Genomic DNA, 16766 nt, shown 5'->3' with positions numbered 1-16766 from the left:
ATTGTCTATGACAAAGGGGAATTTTTATTGAAAATATATTGTCATTATGACAATATAAAAAGTAAATAGGTTTTAGAGTAAAACATGACAAAACAAGATCAATTAAAAGGTGCAATCTATGGTTTGTTAGTAGGTGATGCTGTAGGGGTATCATATGAATTTCTCTTAGCTGAGCAGTTACCAGCCTATGACCAAATTGAAATGCTCCCACCGAATAATTTTGCAAAGACCTATCCTCATATTCCAGTAGGGACATGGTCAGATGATGGCGCACAAGCTTTATGCCTTTTGGATTCATTACTTTATAAAAATAAAATGGATACAGAAGATTTTATGAAACGTATATGCAACTGGTATCAATGTGGTTATATGGCTGTGGATTTTCAAGTATTTGATGTTGGAGTACAAACTGCTGAAGCCATAAGAAACTATCTGTCTGGTGTGCCATTATTACAGGTTGCAAATAATGATGTACTTGCAAATGGCAATGGTTCATTGATGCGGGTATTACCTCTAGCAATTTTGCATCAAGGTTCAGATATACAGTTGATTGAAGATGCTTATGCGCAATCACATGTCACACATGCGCATTTACGTTCTAAAGTTTGCTGTGCTTTATATTGTTTATGGGCAAGGTCTATATTAAATGGTTTGGATATTGCAGCTGCTTGGTCTGATGCAGTGACAAAATTACGTGCTTATTTAAAAGATAAGCCAGATGATCTAGAACAACTAGAATATTATATTCGACCTGATGAATTGGAAAAGGGAACAGGCAGTGGTTATGTGGTTGATTGTTTAAAATCGGCTAGATATGCATTAAAACAAACAACATATCAAGATGTCATTAAAACAGCCATTGCATTTGGTCGAGATACAGATACAACGGCTTGTGTCGCAGGAGGAATCGCTGGATTATATTTTGGTTTTGATTCAATTCCAGAATCATGGTTAGCGCAGCTCAGAGCTAAAGATTTAGTTGAACCCTTATTGACCAAACTACTCTCCAATGTGCCAGCTTAAAGGCAAATATTTATGTAAATCAAAGGAAAATCTTAATGATGACCCTTTGATTTTATAAATTCTACAGGCCAACTTGGCCATCTAAGTAATCATCTTTTAATACGCCATCTAGTTTTACTTTACTAAAGTTAAATGTAAACGTTTTTGGATTAAATTGGATGTTTTTTAAAGAGTCTGCTTTTACTTTGGGTGATGGGACAATATTTGAATAAATATTAAAGTGTGATTCAGTAGCCTGATTATCAATGGTTTTTATATATAAGTTATCAAATGGGCTCAAAGAGCTTGACCAAAACTCAATGATATTATGATTTGTAAAAGAGATTTTAAAATGTTTTCCATTAAAGTTGGTTGAGCTGTTATTTAGGGTGTTATATAGCACAATATTATTTTTTATATCAGTTTTTTCAATATTTTGAATTTTTATAGGTGGTTTGGATAAGGTACCTGAAATTTTTCCATTGAGTTTAATTTCTATTTTCTCTGAAGTATCTTCATTATATAACAACGTGTTGTTGAATGTAGCATAACTACTTCCTGAATTTGGATCGATTGACATTGTTATATTCTTACAACCAGTTCTATAAGAATAACAGATATATTCAATAGGATTCGTTATGGAGGTAACATCCATTAATCGAGTAATTTCAGGTTCTTTAGTGAGATCTTGTTTATCAAAAAGTACGCCAACTATATAGCTGTGGTTTTCATTCAATTGATTTTTTGCATTGAATTGAAATTCATAATAATTGTAACTTAGTTCATAAGTGCCTACTTCATTCAGATTTGGAGCTTCAAAGCTTTGCATTACTCTATATAATGGCTTCGTTTGGTCTTGAGTTTCAACATTTGCTTGTAATGAAGTAATTTGATTATCTTTAGTAATGAGTAACTGGCTTTCAACTTTATTTGGCGGGAGTTGCTCAGACGGTGAATTGTTATTATTGGAATCATTTCCACCACCACAACCTGTTAAGTACAAACTTGTTATTGATAATATAAGCATTTTTTTAATCATTGAATATTTCTCATTGGTTACTTTTGATTTTTAATCAAGTGTAGTGTGTTTAACAGATTTAATAAACAGATCCAATCTAACTTTATAAAAATAACTCCTAAACAGAATTGATGAAAAACAAAGCAGTTTTAATTATTTTTCAGTTTGCAAAATCATCGCTATAGTCAATTTACATTCAAACGAGAGGTGAACACCATGACAATGAAATCAATCCGCTACAATAGTGCTGAACTTGCGTGCTGTAACATGTGATGTTTAACATACTCCAATAAATCCCATGTCTTGTGGACATGTAAAAATGTGACATGGGTTTTATATCAGCGCAAAAACAATAAAATTTAAAAACAACAATCAAAACAATAAATCAAAGAGCCGAAAGGCTCTTTTTATTTTGATTGTTTTCGCTTGGATGAAGTCGATAGATTATTCAATTTCATGTACCGCATTAAACACTTCAACAGGCTCAATTCGGACAATCTTTTTACCAAAACTTCTTAACCACCATACCAGTTGTGAGGTAAATGGAACCACAGCACTGACTTGATACAGTTCTTCATTCAGTTGTTCAACTTTTTGCTCTTTACTGAGTTGGCTCTCCGTAAAGTATTGTGCATCATCTTCGTGCATAACTAATTTTAATTCAACATTTTCGGTCGGTCGAGAAAAGTCGACTCTAAAGCCCAGCGCACCAGAATCGATATATTCATCAATATCGAATTTGACTGGGTGTAAAGCACGTAAATCTAAAACAGTTGCAGATTTAAAACGGTGTAATGCAAAGGTTTGAACTTCTGTCTTGTCATGACGCGTACAAATCAAATAGATAATTGCACCTTTTTGAACCAAACCTAAAGGATTTAGAGTATAAGTTTTCTCTTCACCCTGATAACCACGTGCACGATAGACACATTCAATTTGTTTATCTTGTAGTAGTCCTTCATAAATGGCTTGCTGTGCATGTCTTTCCACCAGAGGAGGGATTACTGGTTGGCTTGCAGGCACAATTCGAACACGGTTAATCCATTGTCGAACATTGTTCTGCGTAGAAAGGCTACGCCGTGCCAAATCGAACCAAGGGTTCATTTCATCAATTAAACTCGGTGGAAGCAGGTGTTTTAAATGTTCTTCAACCATCATAAACGTGACTGCTTGCGAGCTGGTCATATGCGGCAGACTTTGAATCGGGGCATCTGAACGCCAACGCCAGCCTTGTGGTACGGTTTTGTTACTCTCGATCGGAAAGCGTTGAGCAATCTGATTTAGATCACGCTGAATCGTACGTAAACTGATTTCGATCCCTTCACGTTCTAAAACTTCTTGTAATTCACGTGTGCCCATCCACTTCCCCGTAGAGAGTCGGGACAGGATTTGCCATTGGCGATAGAGGCTATTGGAAGTTTCTTTTTCTTGTGCAGACATGGTTTGGTATCAATGGAATCGTGAATGTTTAAGGGAAATAAATCAGCTACACAATAGAAAATTAAAACTGATTCTGCAAGTTATATCCTGTGACTAGTCGCTTAGGTGTTGAAAATATTAGCTAAAAAATTTTGAAACAAGTTCGATCAAAACTCACATTGAGTGCAATAGCAAACAATGAATTAATAAAACTGAGCCAGAAAGATTTAATTGTACAGGTGAAGAATACAGGATATGGCGATTTAATAATATTTTGGCATTGATATTGCATTATTAAAGAAGCCATTAGAGAAGATAAAAAGAGGTTTGTATGCTAAAAGAAACCATAGATACAAATTCAAGCAATGAGAATTATGCAGATCGCTTCGCTTTGCCAATTGCTGAGGCAGAAGAAAAAACTGAAACGACGAATCAACAACAGATAGGAAATATTCAACAGACCATCAATCTAAATATCGATGCACAACAAGCCTCACATCATTTACTTAAACAGATGAATTCGGTTTTTTTTAATGAAATGACGGATGATCAGGTTCTTTCGCCCGAAACTGCTGAAAAAATCGAAGATTGGTTATCTCAACACAGCATTTACCAACTTGAAAAACTCAATGAAACAGCCAAAGCGCATTTTTTATATCAAGGAATTACTTTTGCAGTTTATGGTGAAAAATCTGGAATTGATCGCACCATACCATTTGATTTAATCCCACGTGTGATTGCCAAGCAACAGTGGAACAAGGTTGCAGCAGGCTGTACACAACGTATTCAAGCCTTAAACCTATTTTTAGCGGATATCTATAATCAACAAAATATTTTAAAAGAAGGTTTAATCCCAGCAGTACAAGTGCTTTCTCATGAAGCTTATCAACCAGTGATGATGAATCATCGCTTGAATGGAAATATTTACAGTCAAATCAGTGGAATTGATATTGTTCGGGACTGCAAAGGTGAGTTTTTTGTCTTAGAAGATAATCTACGTACGCCTTCAGGTGTGTCCTATATGCTTGAAAGTCGTAAGATGAGTCAAAAACTTATGCCTGAATTATGCAATCAACACGTTGCCAATATTGAGTTGTATCCACAATTGTTGCGGGACGTTTTGGCTGAAAATTCAAAAGTAGATTGCCCAACAATCGTGGTTTTAACACCAGGACGTTATAACAGTGCTTATTATGAACATTCATTTTTAGCAAGGGAAATGGGTGTGCCATTGGTGACATCACGTGATCTTTTTGTTGAAAACGACAAGGTTTATGTGAAAACTATCCGTGGACGTCAACAGGTTGATGTAATTTATAGGCGTTTGGATGATGGTTTTTTAGACCCATTAAGCTTTAGACCTGATAGCACTTTAGGTGTTGCAGGGTTGATGTCTGCTTATTTAAGCGGAAATGTGGTGATTGCCAATGCACCTGGTACAGGCGTTGCAGATGATAAGTCGATTTATCCCTATGTGGATCAAATGATTGCTTATTATTTAAATGAAAAACCAATTTTGTCCAATGTACCGACGTATCAATGCCGTGAAGCTGAAGCTTTGGATTATGTTTTGGCAAATCTGGATCAATTGGTGGTAAAAGAGGCTCAAGGTTCAGGTGGTTACGGGATGCTCATCGGTCCTAAAGCAACTGAACAAGAAATTGACCTATTTAAAATGAAGTTAATGGCTTCACCCTCTGCGTATATCGCTCAACCCACCTTAAATTTATCTGTTGCACCAACACTAACTTCCCAAGGAATTGCTGAACGTCATATTGATTTACGACCATTTATTCTCAGCTCACCAGAACGCATAGAAATTGTTCCAGGTGGCTTGACTCGTGTTGCGATGCAACAAGGTTCACTGGTGGTCAACTCATCACAAGGTGGTGGAATTAAGGATACATGGGTAATTGATGAATATTCAATTTAGCCCCACCTTCAAATAATCCCAGCCAAAGGAGAGCAAACATGATTTTACTCAGTACCAATGCACAGAATATATTTTGGTTAGGGCGCTATTTAACCCGTATTCAATATTTGTGTAGTCAATTTCCATTTAAAACCAATGAATTGGCTTTAGATTATGCACATGCTTTTTGTTTACCCGCATTTGATGCAAGTTCTTTAAATGAATTGATTTTAGACAATGAGCAACCTGCATCATTTCATCAGCATTTTTTATGTGCCAAAAATAATATTCATGATTTACGTGGGGTGATTTCAGCACAGTCCTTTGCCGAATTAAATCAGTTATTACAACAGGCAGAGCAAAATGCTGGTTTTATTTGTGATGTTTGTGAAGAGTGTAATGATGTATTAGAAGCAGAAGATGATGAATTATTGTTTCTATTTTTTAGCTTAGGGCAAAAAATGGAACAATTTGATCGTCAATTACGTCTGAATCAAGATAAATCAGTGACTTTGACACAATTGAATCATTTGATTGATCGTTTAGATCAACATGGTATGTGTAGTTTGCCTGAAGTTTGGGAAGAACTAAAAAACCAACCAGACCGTATGAATTATTATCATTTTAGTGACCATATTGACTCATTATTTGAATTGGATCGCTTATGAAACTGATGATTAATCACCAAACGCATTACCAATATTCTGAATGGGCAAAAAATAGTATTCAGTATATCAAGATGACACCACAGTCTAATTTGCATCAACAGGTGACGGGTTGGCATGTCAGTGTTCCCGGTGAAAAACACATTAAAAAAGATGCTTTTGATAATGTCTGGTTGACCAGTTCGCAAATTGAGCCTTATCAACAAATGTCCATTATGGCGCAGGGGATTGTCGATATTAATGTAGACAATCAATTTGGTATCGAAGATCAGGTATCGCCTGTGGTTTTTTTACAGCCAACCACTGCAACCTTGTGCAATACAGAAATGATTGCTTTTGCTGAACAGTATATAACGCATAAGCGTTGGGCGAATTTCCAAAAATTAGCAGAAGCTTTGTTGCAACATATGCCTTATATCAGCGCAAGTACCACAGTAACGCATACCGCAATGGAGTCTTTTTCAGCACGGCAAGGGGTATGTCAAGATCATAGTCATGTCTTGATTGCGATGGCCAAAGCATTGGGGGTACCAGCTCGCTACGTTTCTGGTTACTTATATGTAAATAATCAATCGCATTTGGCAAGTCATGCTTGGACAGAGGTATTTTTAGACGGTAAATGGCATGTTATTGATGTCAGTAATCAATTATTCCGCCCAGAATCACATGTCTATGTGGCGATTGGACGCGACTATTGGGATGTTGCACCCGTTCGTGGAGTAAGAGAGCAAGGTGGCACTGAAACCATGTACTCTATTGTTCAAGTGCTTGCATGTTAGTGGTGGCAATGGTAAATAGTGTGAATAATTGCAGAATGTGATTAATCTCAAATTTAGTTGTATAGGTAGTTTCATGACGTATTGCTGTGCTTTAAGACTCAAACAAGGTTTAGTATTTATTAGTGATACCCGAACCAATGCTGGAGTCGATCACATTTCTGTATATCGAAAACTTTATACGTTTGGGGTAAAAGGCGAACGCTTTATTTGTATTCAAACTTCTGGCAACCTTGCAACGACACAAGCGGTGATTGGACATTTAGAAAATCATTTGGCACTTAAGCAAGAACCCAATTTGTATAGCGTGAATACGATGTTCGAGGTTGCAGGATTGGTTGGGCAAACCCTACGCAAAGTCATTGCAGATGTCACTGAAGATACTCAAGAGCAAAGTAATTATTATTGTAGTTTGTTGGTTGGTGGTCAGATCAGTGGAGAGGAAATGCAGCTTTATAATATTTATCCGCAAGGTAATTTTATTTCTGCAACCAGTGACACGCCTTATTTCCAAATTGGTGAAAGTAAATATGGTAAACCAATTTTAGATCGTGCCTTAAGTTATGATATGCCTTTAGATGAAGCGTTACGTTGTAGTTTAATTTCATTTGATTCGACTTTACGTTCAAATGTATCTGTTGGTATGCCATTAGATGCGATGATTTATCTTAAAGACAGCCTAGAGGTACCAAAAGGCAAGCGAATTAACGACAGTGATCCTTATTTTCAACACATCAGCAAACAATGGTCTGAAACTTTAAAGAAAGGTTTGCAAGATTTACCTAAACCGACCAATGATTATTTTGAATAATACTCTATGTGCTTTAAAGCGAGTTTAATCTCGCTTTTTTTATATTAAAAATTATAAAGAGGTCGCATAAATTCAATTTTATGTTTCTTTTATTCTAAAATTTATATCGAGACAATTGACTAGGTGGATCATGATTTACTTTGTGTTTTTAATGAATATATATTAAATCACTGTTTTAAATTAAAAAAATTAAAGAGCACGGTTGCTATTTATGTACTGTAAAGCAATCCGAATAAAAAAATGATAAACAATTAAATAATAAAATGTTAAGACTTGTATGATCGCAAATAATTGTTTATAAATAATGAAAGTTAAAAATAGAAGAATTACATGACTTTTCAATTATGCTATGCAAGTAAAACAACTTCACCCCATCATCAAATACTCAATGATTTAAGAGATATTTTAGGTGAAGCGAGAGATTTTAATATACTTCATCAAGTTCAAGGCGTTCTGTATTTTGCAGATGAGCATTTTTTTCAATGCCTAGAAGGTGAGGAAGTGATTATCTTACATGTATTGGAAAAATTGCATAAAGATCCAAGACATCATCAGATCAAGCTGTTTAGAGCAGGCCATGTTGAGCAAGGGCATTTTTCACAGTGGTCTATGAAATACGTGAGACGAAATGGCAAAATTCAACAATACTTCGAGAGTAAGGGCTATAACCATTTTCGCCCATTAAGTTTAGATGAACAGGATATCCCGACATTACTTAAACTACTCTATGAGATTGAACAGCCAGAAGAATTTGTCTGAAATCTGAAAACTCTTAAAAAATCCAAGCGATGGCTTGGATTTTCATCTTGAATCGAGAACGCGTGTTTAAAGTTTTTTACGGATAGGGCGAGCACTCATACGGCAGAGTAACTCATAACCGATCGTACCATTGGCAGCAGCCACATCATCAACCAAACGATCTTTGCCCCACAGTTCAACGACTGTACCTAGCGGTGCATCTAAGCCAGTGACATCAATTGCGATCATATCCATTGCGACACGACCAATGATCGCAGTCATTTGACCATTGATGCTGACATAGTTTTGTTGAGGAAAAGCACGCGGATAACCATCCCCATAACCTATTGAAACAATGGCGATATCCATTTCATTTTTGGAGACAAATGTAGAGCCATAACCTACAGATTCACCTGCTTGAATATGATTGAGTGCAATGATTTCAGCGGTAAAGCTCATGACAGGTTTAATGTCTAACTCAGCAACGCTTCGATCTGCAAAGGGAGACGCGCCGTAAAGCATGATACCTGGACGTACAAAATCAAAATTCAGTTCAGGCCATTTAAAAATAGCAGCAGAATTGCAGCATGAAGCTAAGATCGGTTCACAAGCAGCTTTTACCTGTAAGAATTGATCTTTCTGTTGTTCATTTAACGGGTGATGATCCGCATCCGCATTGGCAAAATGCATGGTCAGCACACAGGTAAAGCCTTCTGCTTTGAGTGATTGAATCACTTCAATAATTTCAGCCACCTTAAAACCCAATCGGTTCATACCGCTATTGAGTTTTACCCAGACTTTTAAACCTTTGTCGATATATTGTTTTTTATGTGCACGTAACCATGCCAATTGTGGCTGATGATGTACAACGATTTCAAGGTTATTTTCAAGAACACTAATCATTTCATCAGCGCTGAAAATACCTTCGATGAGAGTAATCGGTTGTTGATAGCCTAATGCTCGAATCTCTAAGGCTTCAGCAAGGCAGGCGACACCAAAGGCATCAGTCGCATTTAAGGCGGCTAAACAGTCCTTGACGCCATGTCCATATGCATTGGCTTTAACCATACTGACAATTTTAGCGCTTGGTGCAAGTTGTTTGACTCGGTTTAAATTATATTGCAGTGCTGCACTGTCAATATAAACTGTTGCTTGACGCACCCTAGTTACTCCTGAGGAATGGCAAAGATTGAATAATGCTAAATCGCATAAATAGAGATAAAAGCCTAACTTTAAAAAAAGTGCAGCTTTAAAACGCTAAATATTGTAGTCCTATCAGCTTTAAATAAACATAAACATTTGTGTTTTGAATGGTTTATTGATTTTGTATCGATAAAATTTTTGCCAAGTGCTTTGCACATAATTTGTAAAGATATAGCACTTTATTTTTTAAATAAAATCGTACATTTTATATTTAAATTTAAGGATTTATTTCGGAGGGTGTATGGGAACATGGTCACATGAACCATTTGGAAATGATACTGCAAGTGATTGGGCCTATGAGTTTGAAGAGCAAGATGGGCATGTTGTCATTGAACAAGCTTTTGATGAAATGATTGATATGGCAACCGAAGAGTTTATCGATGCCGATATTGGTTGTATTGCGCATGCTGCAGCAGATGTTTTAGCTAAATCATTTGGTGAAGGGATTGAAGAAAATGAATATTATCCTGAACCTGTAGAAAAATGGCTTGAACAGAATAAAAACAATGTTAATTATGCGCTTATTCCCAAAGCCTTGACTGCATTATTATTATTGACCAGTGAAAACTCTGAATTGGATGAGCTTTGGCAAGATTCAGATGATTATGATGAATGGACTAAAAATATTGAAACGTTGAGAGAGACTTTAAGTTCCAAGATTTGAAGATTAAAATCTCACCTCAACAGCAGTGTTAAATGATGCTAAATCTATTGATCAGCATTATTCTTCATCTTGATATTGCGCATAATACTCAGGCGATAGATTACTAAAGCGCGTGTATTGACCTTCAAAGGCTAAACGCACAGTCCCGATCGGGCCATTACGTTGTTTACCAATGATAATTTCAGCTGTGCCTGCTTCTTTTGACTCTTTGTTATAAACCTCATCACGGTAAATAAACATAATTAAATCGGCATCCTGCTCGATTGCACCTGATTCACGTAAGTCGGACATTACCGGACGTTTATTTGGGCGGTTTTCCAGAGAACGGTTAAGCTGTGATAGTGCAATAACAGGGCACATCATTTCCTTGGCAAGGGCTTTTAAGCTTCGTGAAATTTCACCAATCTCACCGACACGGTTATCACCCATGCCTGGCACTTTCATCAATTGTAGATAATCGATCATGATACAACCCAGCTTGCCGCCATGTTGTTTGGCAATACGTCGTGCACGTGCCCGAAGTTCCGTTGGTGGCAGTGCAGATGAATCATCAATATAAAGATGTTTTTCTTGTAGCTGTAAAATGGTTCCTGTGACTTTAGACCATTCATCGCCGTCAAGTTTACCCGAACGTAAATGCCCTTGATGGACTTTACCGTATGCTGAAATGAGACGCATGGCGATAGAGTCTGCTGGCATCTCCATAGAGAAAACCAGTGCTGGAAGATCACAGTTAAATAACACACTTTCTACAAGGTTCATGGCAAAGGTTGTTTTACCCATCGACGGACGTGCAGCAACAATGATCATATCACCAGCTTGCATACCAGAGGTTTTATTGTCTAACTCCATAAAACCTGTGGTTAAACCAGTGATATTGCCTTCCATTTGAGAAAGTTCATTTAACTTATCAAAAACGTCTGCTACAACTGAGGTAATGGCTTTTGGCCCTTGTGCTTTGGCATTATTATTATGTTGTTCTGCAATAGAGAAAATATTGGTTTCAGCAAGATCTAGAATTTCACTGACTTCACGACCTTTGGTGTCATAAGCATTTTGCAGGATTTCATTGCCCACTTTAATCATGCTTCTTAACGTTGAAAATTCTTTGATTTTGCCCGCATAGGTTTCTAGGTTATAGAAACTTGAAGGTGAATCTGACATCAATTGCATTAAATATTCTTCACCACCAATTGCATCAAGCAAGTTTTGCTTAATCAGCCAATCGTTGACTAAAACTGCATCATATGGAGAGTTTTCTTGTGCCAGTTTTTCGATTGCACGGAAGATATATTTGTGACGTGTTGCATAAAAATCAGTTTCATTCAAAGTATCACTGACTTGTTCAAAAGACTCAGCAACCGTCATCAATGCAGCCAGTACAGCTTGTTCAATTGCCAAGTTATGAGGAGGCGTACGAAACTCTTTTAACTGAGCATTGTCTTTGTTTTTTGCATCAGTGCTGAAGGGATTCTGTTGAGCTGTGGCAGTTGCCTGAGACATATAAAACCTTGATTTTTAAATCGTGCAAAAACATTATTTACGTAATGTACGTGTGTACTGAAGTACTCACTTATCTTAATGCAAAATACTAAAAGTATCTAACAGTAATACCGATAAGGTAGGGGAATGAATCAACTAGAAACAATTTCAGCTGATCCGAGGTAAAATTTAAAGATAAAAAAAGAGCATACAAAAGTATGCTCTTTTTTTCTGCAAGAAATTACTCAGATACGATAGTAACGAGAACTTCAGCAGTAACATCATGATGCAATTGGATTGCGATGTTAAATTCGCCAGTGTGACGAAGTGCACCGTTCGGTAAACGAACTTCAGCACGGTCAACAACAAGACCAGCATTTGTTAACGCGTCAGCGATATCACGAGTACCGATTGAACCGAATAATTTACCTTCATCACCAGCTTTCGCAGTGATAACGATGTTTACTTCGTTCAATTGGTCAGCACGTGCTTGAGCAGCAGCTAAAACTTCAGCTTCACCTTTCTCAAGTTCTGCACGACGAGCTTCAAATGCAGCAGTATTCGCTTCAGTCGCTGCAACTGCTTTACCTTGAGGGATAAGGTAGTTACGGCCATAACCAGCTTTAACTGAAACTTTATCGCCTAATTTACCAAGGTTTTTAATGCGTTGTAATAAAATAATATCCACGGCTCAACCTCACTTATGATTGTCAGTGTAAGGAATCAACGCTAAGTAGCGAGCTTGTTTGATAGCAAGCGCTAATTGACGTTGGTAACGAGCTTTAGTACCTGTAATACGGCTAGGAACAATCTTGCCGTTTTCAGTGATGTACTGTTTTAAAGTGTCGATATCTTTGTAGTCGATGTACGTAACGTTCTCAGCTGTAAAGCGGCAGAACTTGCGACGACGGTAAAAACGTGCCATTGATGTTCTCCTTATGCTTCAACAGAATCTTGAGCTTGTTGTGCTTCTTCACGTTGAGCTTTACGCGCACGTTTTTCTTCAGCACTCTTAGCGAGTAAAGATTCTTCAGTGATTGCGTTTTCACGACGGATAATCACGTTACGAAGGATTGCATCGTTATAACGGAACAATTCTTCTAATTCATTAAGCGTAGTTTGGTTACATTCAATGTTCATTAAAATGTAATGCGCTTTATGGATTTTGTTAATTGGGTAAGCCAATTGGCGACGGCCCCAATCTTCAAGACGGTGAATTTGACCTTCAGCATCTTTGATGTGAGAAATGTAGCGTTCTACCATTCCCACAACTTGATCGCTTTGGTCTGGGTGTACCAGAATTACGATTTCGTAGTGACGCATTGTCAGCTCCTTACGGTTTATACAGCCCCAACCTTAAAAAGATTGAAGCAAGGAGTCACAATCAGCATAAACTTTAAACAACAGTTTAAAAGCCAATAGATTGTGCCGCAAAAATTGCGAGCGCTTATTATAGGAAAGTTTGTGCGTAAACACAATTTAATATTCAAATATTTATTGGAATAACCACTAAAATTTTACAGCCCCGAGATTGAATTTCATCTTGTACCTATTTAGATTGAAAATGAATAAAAATATGGATCGCTAAAATGACAAACTACAGCGCTGAAAAACTTGAAAAACTTGAAAAACTTGAAACAATTGAATCTTATATTGAAAACCCTACACAAGACTTCTACTTTGATATTTTTGATGGTCGTTATGACATTGTCATGGTGGTGGATTGGAGAGAAGAGGATGATGCAATTATTGGCTATTGTGAAAATATTTTAGAAACTGGACAATTGTCTGCTGAACTTGAAAATGCTGATAATCAACAAGGTTTTAGCATCACAATTTATTATGGTGAAAAATCATTATTGATTCCTTATCAAGGAGAAGGTGCTGATCGTGATACCACACTACGGGCACTCAATGAAATTTTACAACCTGAGTATGAAATCCGTTTCTGTAAAGCTTCTGATGGTTCCGACACATTAGAATTTATTCCACTTCCGAAAAAATTATGGCATCAACTGGATATGAAATATGCGGGAAAAATGGATGCGTTATTTGCTCGGTTTGAGCATGATTCTGTTTTTTTTGGAAGTTAATTGGGTCACTCAATTAGAAGTTAAATTGAATAAAAACGTGAATTTATTGATTAGATTAATTCATGATTTATTTTGTGGTAATAAAAACACCACAAAACCCTTAAAGTTTGGATCAGTATCAAATTTAAGTTGCTGATCCCATTTACCATGTTGTACCAAACCAATTTTATAAGGCAGTTTCAATGTTGAAGCCTTGGTTAAATAAGTCTGATAATTTGGAATAGTCGTAGTGCCTTGATAGGTTTGAATCACCATTTCATCAATATTTTCTCTAAATAGCCTTAGTGTATCTGGATCACGCAGATTGGCCCAATCCATCAAACTGGTGATGCTGAGTTGATAATGCTGTGGTAACTGCTTTCTAAGCTGTTGTAGAAATAAGCCATATGCTTTTAAATTTTTAGTTGGTGCATCAAAGTCGATTTGAATACCTTGAATGTGATTGCCTGCGCTTTCCCACTGTCGGACGCGTTGTAAAATTTTTTCTATTTCAGCGCCTTGCCAATTTAAATGATGATTTCGAAAAACTAACCATACTTTCTGATGTGGAATTTTAACCACAGAAATGCCCTGTTGGATCAAGATAGATTGGTTGGAATTTTTCTCCAGCCTAACTTCACCTTGTAAAATATAGATTTCCTTAGCTTTACTTAAATAAGGCGCAGACTTGATATTTCCCCAAATCCAAAAGGCATCATAGTCATTTGCATTGACCTGATCTGAGGCTGTCGCGGATTGACTCGGTTGACATGCCATTAATCCTAAACAACAATGGATTGTCAGTAGAACCGAGAAAATCTGTTTAAGCATGAATCAACTACCAATAATATTTTAAAGATTTTGCCCATGTGGTATTTGGATAGTCACGTTTAATTTGTGCGTACCATTGTTTGCGTGTGGATTTTGTGGCCTCTTTTCCACCACAGACATTTATACTACTCGGCGAATAACACATAACAGCGCGATAAAGCGCATAAGCTTGTAATTCACTTTTAGAATTCGATTTAATAATTTCTTTATAGACCTCACCACGACTAAAAGTTTCACCTGTAAAGGCATTTTTCGGTTGGCTAAAACTTGGACCATAGTAATAGTCACCATAAAAACTTTCTAAAGCAGTGCCTTGATTACGCATATATTCGCCTAGGCATAAACGATAAGTTAAATTTTTCGGATTTTTTTCTAAGCCAGCTGTTAAGGTGCTTAATTTAGGGCATTTGAGCGTTGGTGTAATTTCATGACCATTCCAAACAAAAACTTCGAAGTGGGGTTCTGACTTATAAGCTTTAATTTTGCTGTTGTATGCTTTGTATTCTGAGGCATCTTGAGGTAACCATGTGGTATAGGCTTTATTGAATACCGCATAGTTTTGACTCATTAAGCTTTTATCTAATAATGTATATAAAGCCAGATTCTTTTTATCAGCTGAACTGTCTTTGGCAGTAATGATACTTTCTAAAGCTTTGACATCGGCAATTTGAGTAATGAATGCTTTCTGTAAGCTTGCTTGTTTGATTTTTGAATGATTTCCTAAAAAGGCATTTTGGTTATTGGTGTTTTTATAGTGAATCGCTAGGGCGACTTCTGCCAAAGCTTTTTGATAAGGATTAGCAGAAATTGCGAGTAAATGGTCCCAATATTGTTCAACCAGATTTTTATCACTACTTTTTTCAAGAATGACCCCTTTAAGCGTATATTGGCTGAGTTCTAAATAATTTTGAATGGAATTGGGTTTTTGTTTCGGTAAATAATTTAACGCATCTTGCGGTTTTTTCTGAATAAAATATAAATGAACGGCTTGTAAATAACGGAACAACTCAGGTTGCTCCTTAAATACTGGTTTTTGTGCATTTAACTCGGACCAGCTAATTGGCCGGTACTGCGTAGAATCACTCTGACGCATATACATCAGATCATAGATGGCTAAAAAGAAAGGATCGTTGAGTGTTTTTGCGTTGAAGTTTTCTAAACCAAATACCTTGCGATCTATTTCGGCCGGCAAAGTGGACATATCGAGATTGTAATAATCTGATTTGGGGTGATCCATCTGCCAAATCATCTCTTTGACTAGCGCATCTTGTTGATTGGCAATCCAGTAGCCTCGGCGTAAAAAACCTCTGGCACTGGCTACGTATTGACCTTTAGGGTAAAGCTTAAAATAATCAGTAATGCGATTAAAAAAAGTTTTAAGAAGTGCTTGATCAACTTTTTGAGTATCTAAATCACCGTAAGTTCCTAATGACTGGCTATACAGCTCATTTAATGATGTGCGGATGAGCATGTATTGAGCGGTTTCTTTTAACCAAGGGTCATCAACTTGGCTTAGTGCTGTAAATATTTTAGTTGCTGAGGAATAGTTAGCTTTGTAAAATAAAATGATCCCATTTAAATAAGAAGCATACTGTTGAGCGGATTGTGTCCATTGTGCATTGATCTGAATCAATGGAATAGTTTGTTGACAATCTTTGATCTGATTACGTTGTTCTAACAAGCTGCTTTTTTCGTTTTGAGATATTTTCTTGTGATTTGAAACTTGTTGAAGAAAAACTTCAGCACCAGATTTGAGCGTTATACAGCGCTCATCATAGACGTGATCATTTGCATCATAAAAAGCACGTTTGTTTGGAATCTTATTTTCAGATGCTTGAGTTAGTTCGGTAGGGTAAAAAGGGACTAAGCCACTAGACGTATCCCATAAACTCATTTTATCAACTTCAAATGCTTTGATACTTGCTAAACCTTTGTCACTTAGCAGTAGCATCATGTTGGTTCTATTATCATTGGCTGGATAGAGTATGGGGAGATTTAATATACGATATTGATTGTTGTTTAGGTCAAAAGTTGGTGATGCGATTTCTTCTGCAGCGCCAGCAAAGCTAGAAGTAGGGTGAACTACCAAAGGTAAACCGACAAGAAAGACATATCGCAGTGTTTTATTTTTAAAAAGCATAAAGTGCCTATCGTTATAATAAAAATTTTAATA

General features: G+C 36.7%; 17 protein-coding genes. 8 read left to right on the top strand and 9 right to left on the bottom strand.

What is annotated here, in order from left to right; genetic code table 11:
- Positions 1-84 precede the first annotated feature (84 nt).
- Entirely contained in the window at positions 85-1023 is a 939-nt protein-coding gene (locus ACZ5QH_RS13665; protein ID WP_303577803.1) for an ADP-ribosylglycohydrolase family protein, read from the top strand.
- 61 nt (positions 1024-1084) lie between these two features.
- On the opposite strand, the gene ACZ5QH_RS13660 is transcribed toward ACZ5QH_RS13665, so the two are convergent.
- Both ACZ5QH_RS13660 and ACZ5QH_RS13655 read right to left on the bottom strand, forming a co-directional pair.
- Positions 1085-2041 carry a hypothetical protein gene (locus tag ACZ5QH_RS13660; RefSeq protein ID WP_034613405.1) on the bottom strand — a complete coding sequence of 319 codons (957 nt, stop codon included), beginning with the start codon at positions 2039-2041 and terminating at the stop codon, positions 1085-1087.
- A gap of 423 nt (positions 2042-2464) precedes the next feature.
- Positions 2465-3460: a helix-turn-helix transcriptional regulator gene (locus ACZ5QH_RS13655; protein WP_004719313.1), complete on the bottom strand. Its 996-nt coding sequence runs from the start codon at positions 3458-3460 to the stop codon at positions 2465-2467.
- A 310-nt stretch (positions 3461-3770) separates the two neighbouring features.
- Between ACZ5QH_RS13655 and ACZ5QH_RS13650 the strand changes: the two genes are divergently transcribed.
- From ACZ5QH_RS13650 to ACZ5QH_RS13630, 5 genes are all read left to right on the top strand, one after another.
- On the top strand, positions 3771-5372 hold the full coding sequence (locus ACZ5QH_RS13650; protein WP_303577804.1) for a circularly permuted type 2 ATP-grasp protein: 1602 nt from the start codon (positions 3771-3773) through the stop codon (positions 5370-5372).
- A 38-nt stretch (positions 5373-5410) separates the two neighbouring features.
- Positions 5411-6019, top strand: coding sequence for an alpha-E domain-containing protein (locus tag ACZ5QH_RS13645; protein WP_004822456.1), 609 nt, complete (start codon positions 5411-5413; stop codon positions 6017-6019).
- Positions 6016-6795, top strand: a complete 780-nt coding sequence (locus tag ACZ5QH_RS13640) for a transglutaminase family protein (protein ID WP_004822455.1) — start codon at positions 6016-6018, stop codon at positions 6793-6795. Before ACZ5QH_RS13645 ends, ACZ5QH_RS13640 begins: the two co-directional genes overlap by 4 nt.
- 73 nt (positions 6796-6868) lie before the next feature.
- Positions 6869-7603: a proteasome-type protease gene (locus ACZ5QH_RS13635; RefSeq protein WP_004822453.1), complete on the top strand. Its 735-nt coding sequence runs from the start codon at positions 6869-6871 to the stop codon at positions 7601-7603.
- 330 nt (positions 7604-7933) lie between these two features.
- Positions 7934-8362, top strand: a complete 429-nt coding sequence (locus ACZ5QH_RS13630; protein ID WP_166782271.1) for a BLUF domain-containing protein — start codon at positions 7934-7936, stop codon at positions 8360-8362.
- A gap of 66 nt (positions 8363-8428) precedes the next feature.
- On the opposite strand, the gene alr is transcribed toward ACZ5QH_RS13630, so the two are convergent.
- Positions 8429-9502, bottom strand: coding sequence for an alanine racemase (gene alr / locus ACZ5QH_RS13625; RefSeq protein WP_262086408.1), 1074 nt, complete (start codon positions 9500-9502; stop codon positions 8429-8431).
- Positions 9503-9785: 283 nt separating this feature from the next.
- On the opposite strand from alr, the gene ACZ5QH_RS13620 reads away from it, so the two are divergent.
- Positions 9786-10208, top strand: coding sequence for a DUF4259 domain-containing protein (locus ACZ5QH_RS13620; RefSeq protein WP_004719330.1), 423 nt, complete (start codon positions 9786-9788; stop codon positions 10206-10208).
- Between the two features lie 57 nt (positions 10209-10265).
- Here ACZ5QH_RS13620 and dnaB read toward each other — a convergent pair whose 3' ends face one another.
- The 4 genes from dnaB to rpsF all read right to left on the bottom strand — a co-directional run bounded on the left by dnaB (position 10266) and on the right by rpsF (position 13013).
- On the bottom strand, positions 10266-11711 hold the full coding sequence (gene dnaB, locus ACZ5QH_RS13615) for a replicative DNA helicase (protein ID WP_004719332.1): 1446 nt from the start codon (positions 11709-11711) through the stop codon (positions 10266-10268).
- A gap of 220 nt (positions 11712-11931) precedes the next feature.
- On the bottom strand, positions 11932-12378 hold the full coding sequence (rplI, locus tag ACZ5QH_RS13610; RefSeq protein WP_004719333.1) for a 50S ribosomal protein L9: 447 nt from the start codon (positions 12376-12378) through the stop codon (positions 11932-11934).
- A 9-nt stretch (positions 12379-12387) separates the two neighbouring features.
- Positions 12388-12615 carry a 30S ribosomal protein S18 gene (gene rpsR, locus ACZ5QH_RS13605; protein ID WP_004719336.1) on the bottom strand — a complete coding sequence of 76 codons (228 nt, stop codon included), beginning with the start codon at positions 12613-12615 and terminating at the stop codon, positions 12388-12390.
- Positions 12616-12626: 11 nt separating this feature from the next.
- Positions 12627-13013, bottom strand: a complete 387-nt coding sequence (gene rpsF / locus ACZ5QH_RS13600; RefSeq protein ID WP_004719337.1) for a 30S ribosomal protein S6 — start codon at positions 13011-13013, stop codon at positions 12627-12629.
- A gap of 266 nt (positions 13014-13279) precedes the next feature.
- Between rpsF and ACZ5QH_RS13595 the strand changes: the two genes are divergently transcribed.
- Complete coding sequence (locus ACZ5QH_RS13595) at positions 13280-13783, top strand: hypothetical protein (RefSeq protein WP_303577805.1); 504 nt, start codon at positions 13280-13282, stop codon at positions 13781-13783.
- A 60-nt stretch (positions 13784-13843) separates the two neighbouring features.
- Here the strand turns inward: ACZ5QH_RS13595 and ACZ5QH_RS13590 are convergent, their stop codons facing one another.
- The gene (locus ACZ5QH_RS13590; protein ID WP_303577806.1) at positions 13844-14593 is read right to left on the bottom strand and encodes a DUF3142 domain-containing protein; all 750 of its coding nucleotides are present in this window, start codon (positions 14591-14593) and stop codon (positions 13844-13846) included.
- Between the two features lie 7 nt (positions 14594-14600).
- Positions 14601-16733: a PA5441 family protein gene (locus tag ACZ5QH_RS13585; protein WP_303577807.1), complete on the bottom strand. Its 2133-nt coding sequence runs from the start codon at positions 16731-16733 to the stop codon at positions 14601-14603.
- Positions 16734-16766 lie beyond the last annotated feature (33 nt).

Source organism: Acinetobacter sp. Ac8, assembly GCF_055392545.1.
This window is presented reverse-complemented; position numbering and strand designations above follow the sequence as displayed.

Bases quoted from the DNA above. Each gene is read 5' to 3' on its own strand.
- ACZ5QH_RS13655 (WP_004719313.1), bottom strand. From the start codon at position 3,460: ATGTCTGCACAAGAAAAAGAAACTTCCAATAGCCTCTATCGCCAATGG.
- ACZ5QH_RS13665 (WP_303577803.1), top strand. From the start codon at position 85: ATGACAAAACAAGATCAATTAAAAGGTGCAATCTATGGTTTGTTAGTA.
- ACZ5QH_RS13590 (WP_303577806.1), bottom strand. From the start codon at position 14,593: ATGCTTAAACAGATTTTCTCGGTTCTACTGACAATCCATTGTTGTTTA.
- ACZ5QH_RS13650 (WP_303577804.1), top strand. From the start codon at position 3,771: ATGCTAAAAGAAACCATAGATACAAATTCAAGCAATGAGAATTATGCA.
- ACZ5QH_RS13640 (WP_004822455.1), top strand. From the start codon at position 6,016: ATGAAACTGATGATTAATCACCAAACGCATTACCAATATTCTGAATGG.
- dnaB (WP_004719332.1), bottom strand. From the start codon at position 11,711: ATGTCTCAGGCAACTGCCACAGCTCAACAGAATCCCTTCAGCACTGAT.
- ACZ5QH_RS13585 (WP_303577807.1), bottom strand. From the start codon at position 16,733: ATGCTTTTTAAAAATAAAACACTGCGATATGTCTTTCTTGTCGGTTTA.
- ACZ5QH_RS13595 (WP_303577805.1), top strand. From the start codon at position 13,280: ATGACAAACTACAGCGCTGAAAAACTTGAAAAACTTGAAAAACTTGAA.
- rpsR (WP_004719336.1), bottom strand. From the start codon at position 12,615: ATGGCACGTTTTTACCGTCGTCGCAAGTTCTGCCGCTTTACAGCTGAG.
- ACZ5QH_RS13630 (WP_166782271.1), top strand. From the start codon at position 7,934: ATGACTTTTCAATTATGCTATGCAAGTAAAACAACTTCACCCCATCAT.
- ACZ5QH_RS13645 (WP_004822456.1), top strand. From the start codon at position 5,411: ATGATTTTACTCAGTACCAATGCACAGAATATATTTTGGTTAGGGCGC.
- ACZ5QH_RS13635 (WP_004822453.1), top strand. From the start codon at position 6,869: ATGACGTATTGCTGTGCTTTAAGACTCAAACAAGGTTTAGTATTTATT.
- rpsF (WP_004719337.1), bottom strand. From the start codon at position 13,013: ATGCGTCACTACGAAATCGTAATTCTGGTACACCCAGACCAAAGCGAT.
- ACZ5QH_RS13620 (WP_004719330.1), top strand. From the start codon at position 9,786: ATGGGAACATGGTCACATGAACCATTTGGAAATGATACTGCAAGTGAT.
- ACZ5QH_RS13660 (WP_034613405.1), bottom strand. From the start codon at position 2,041: ATGATTAAAAAAATGCTTATATTATCAATAACAAGTTTGTACTTAACA.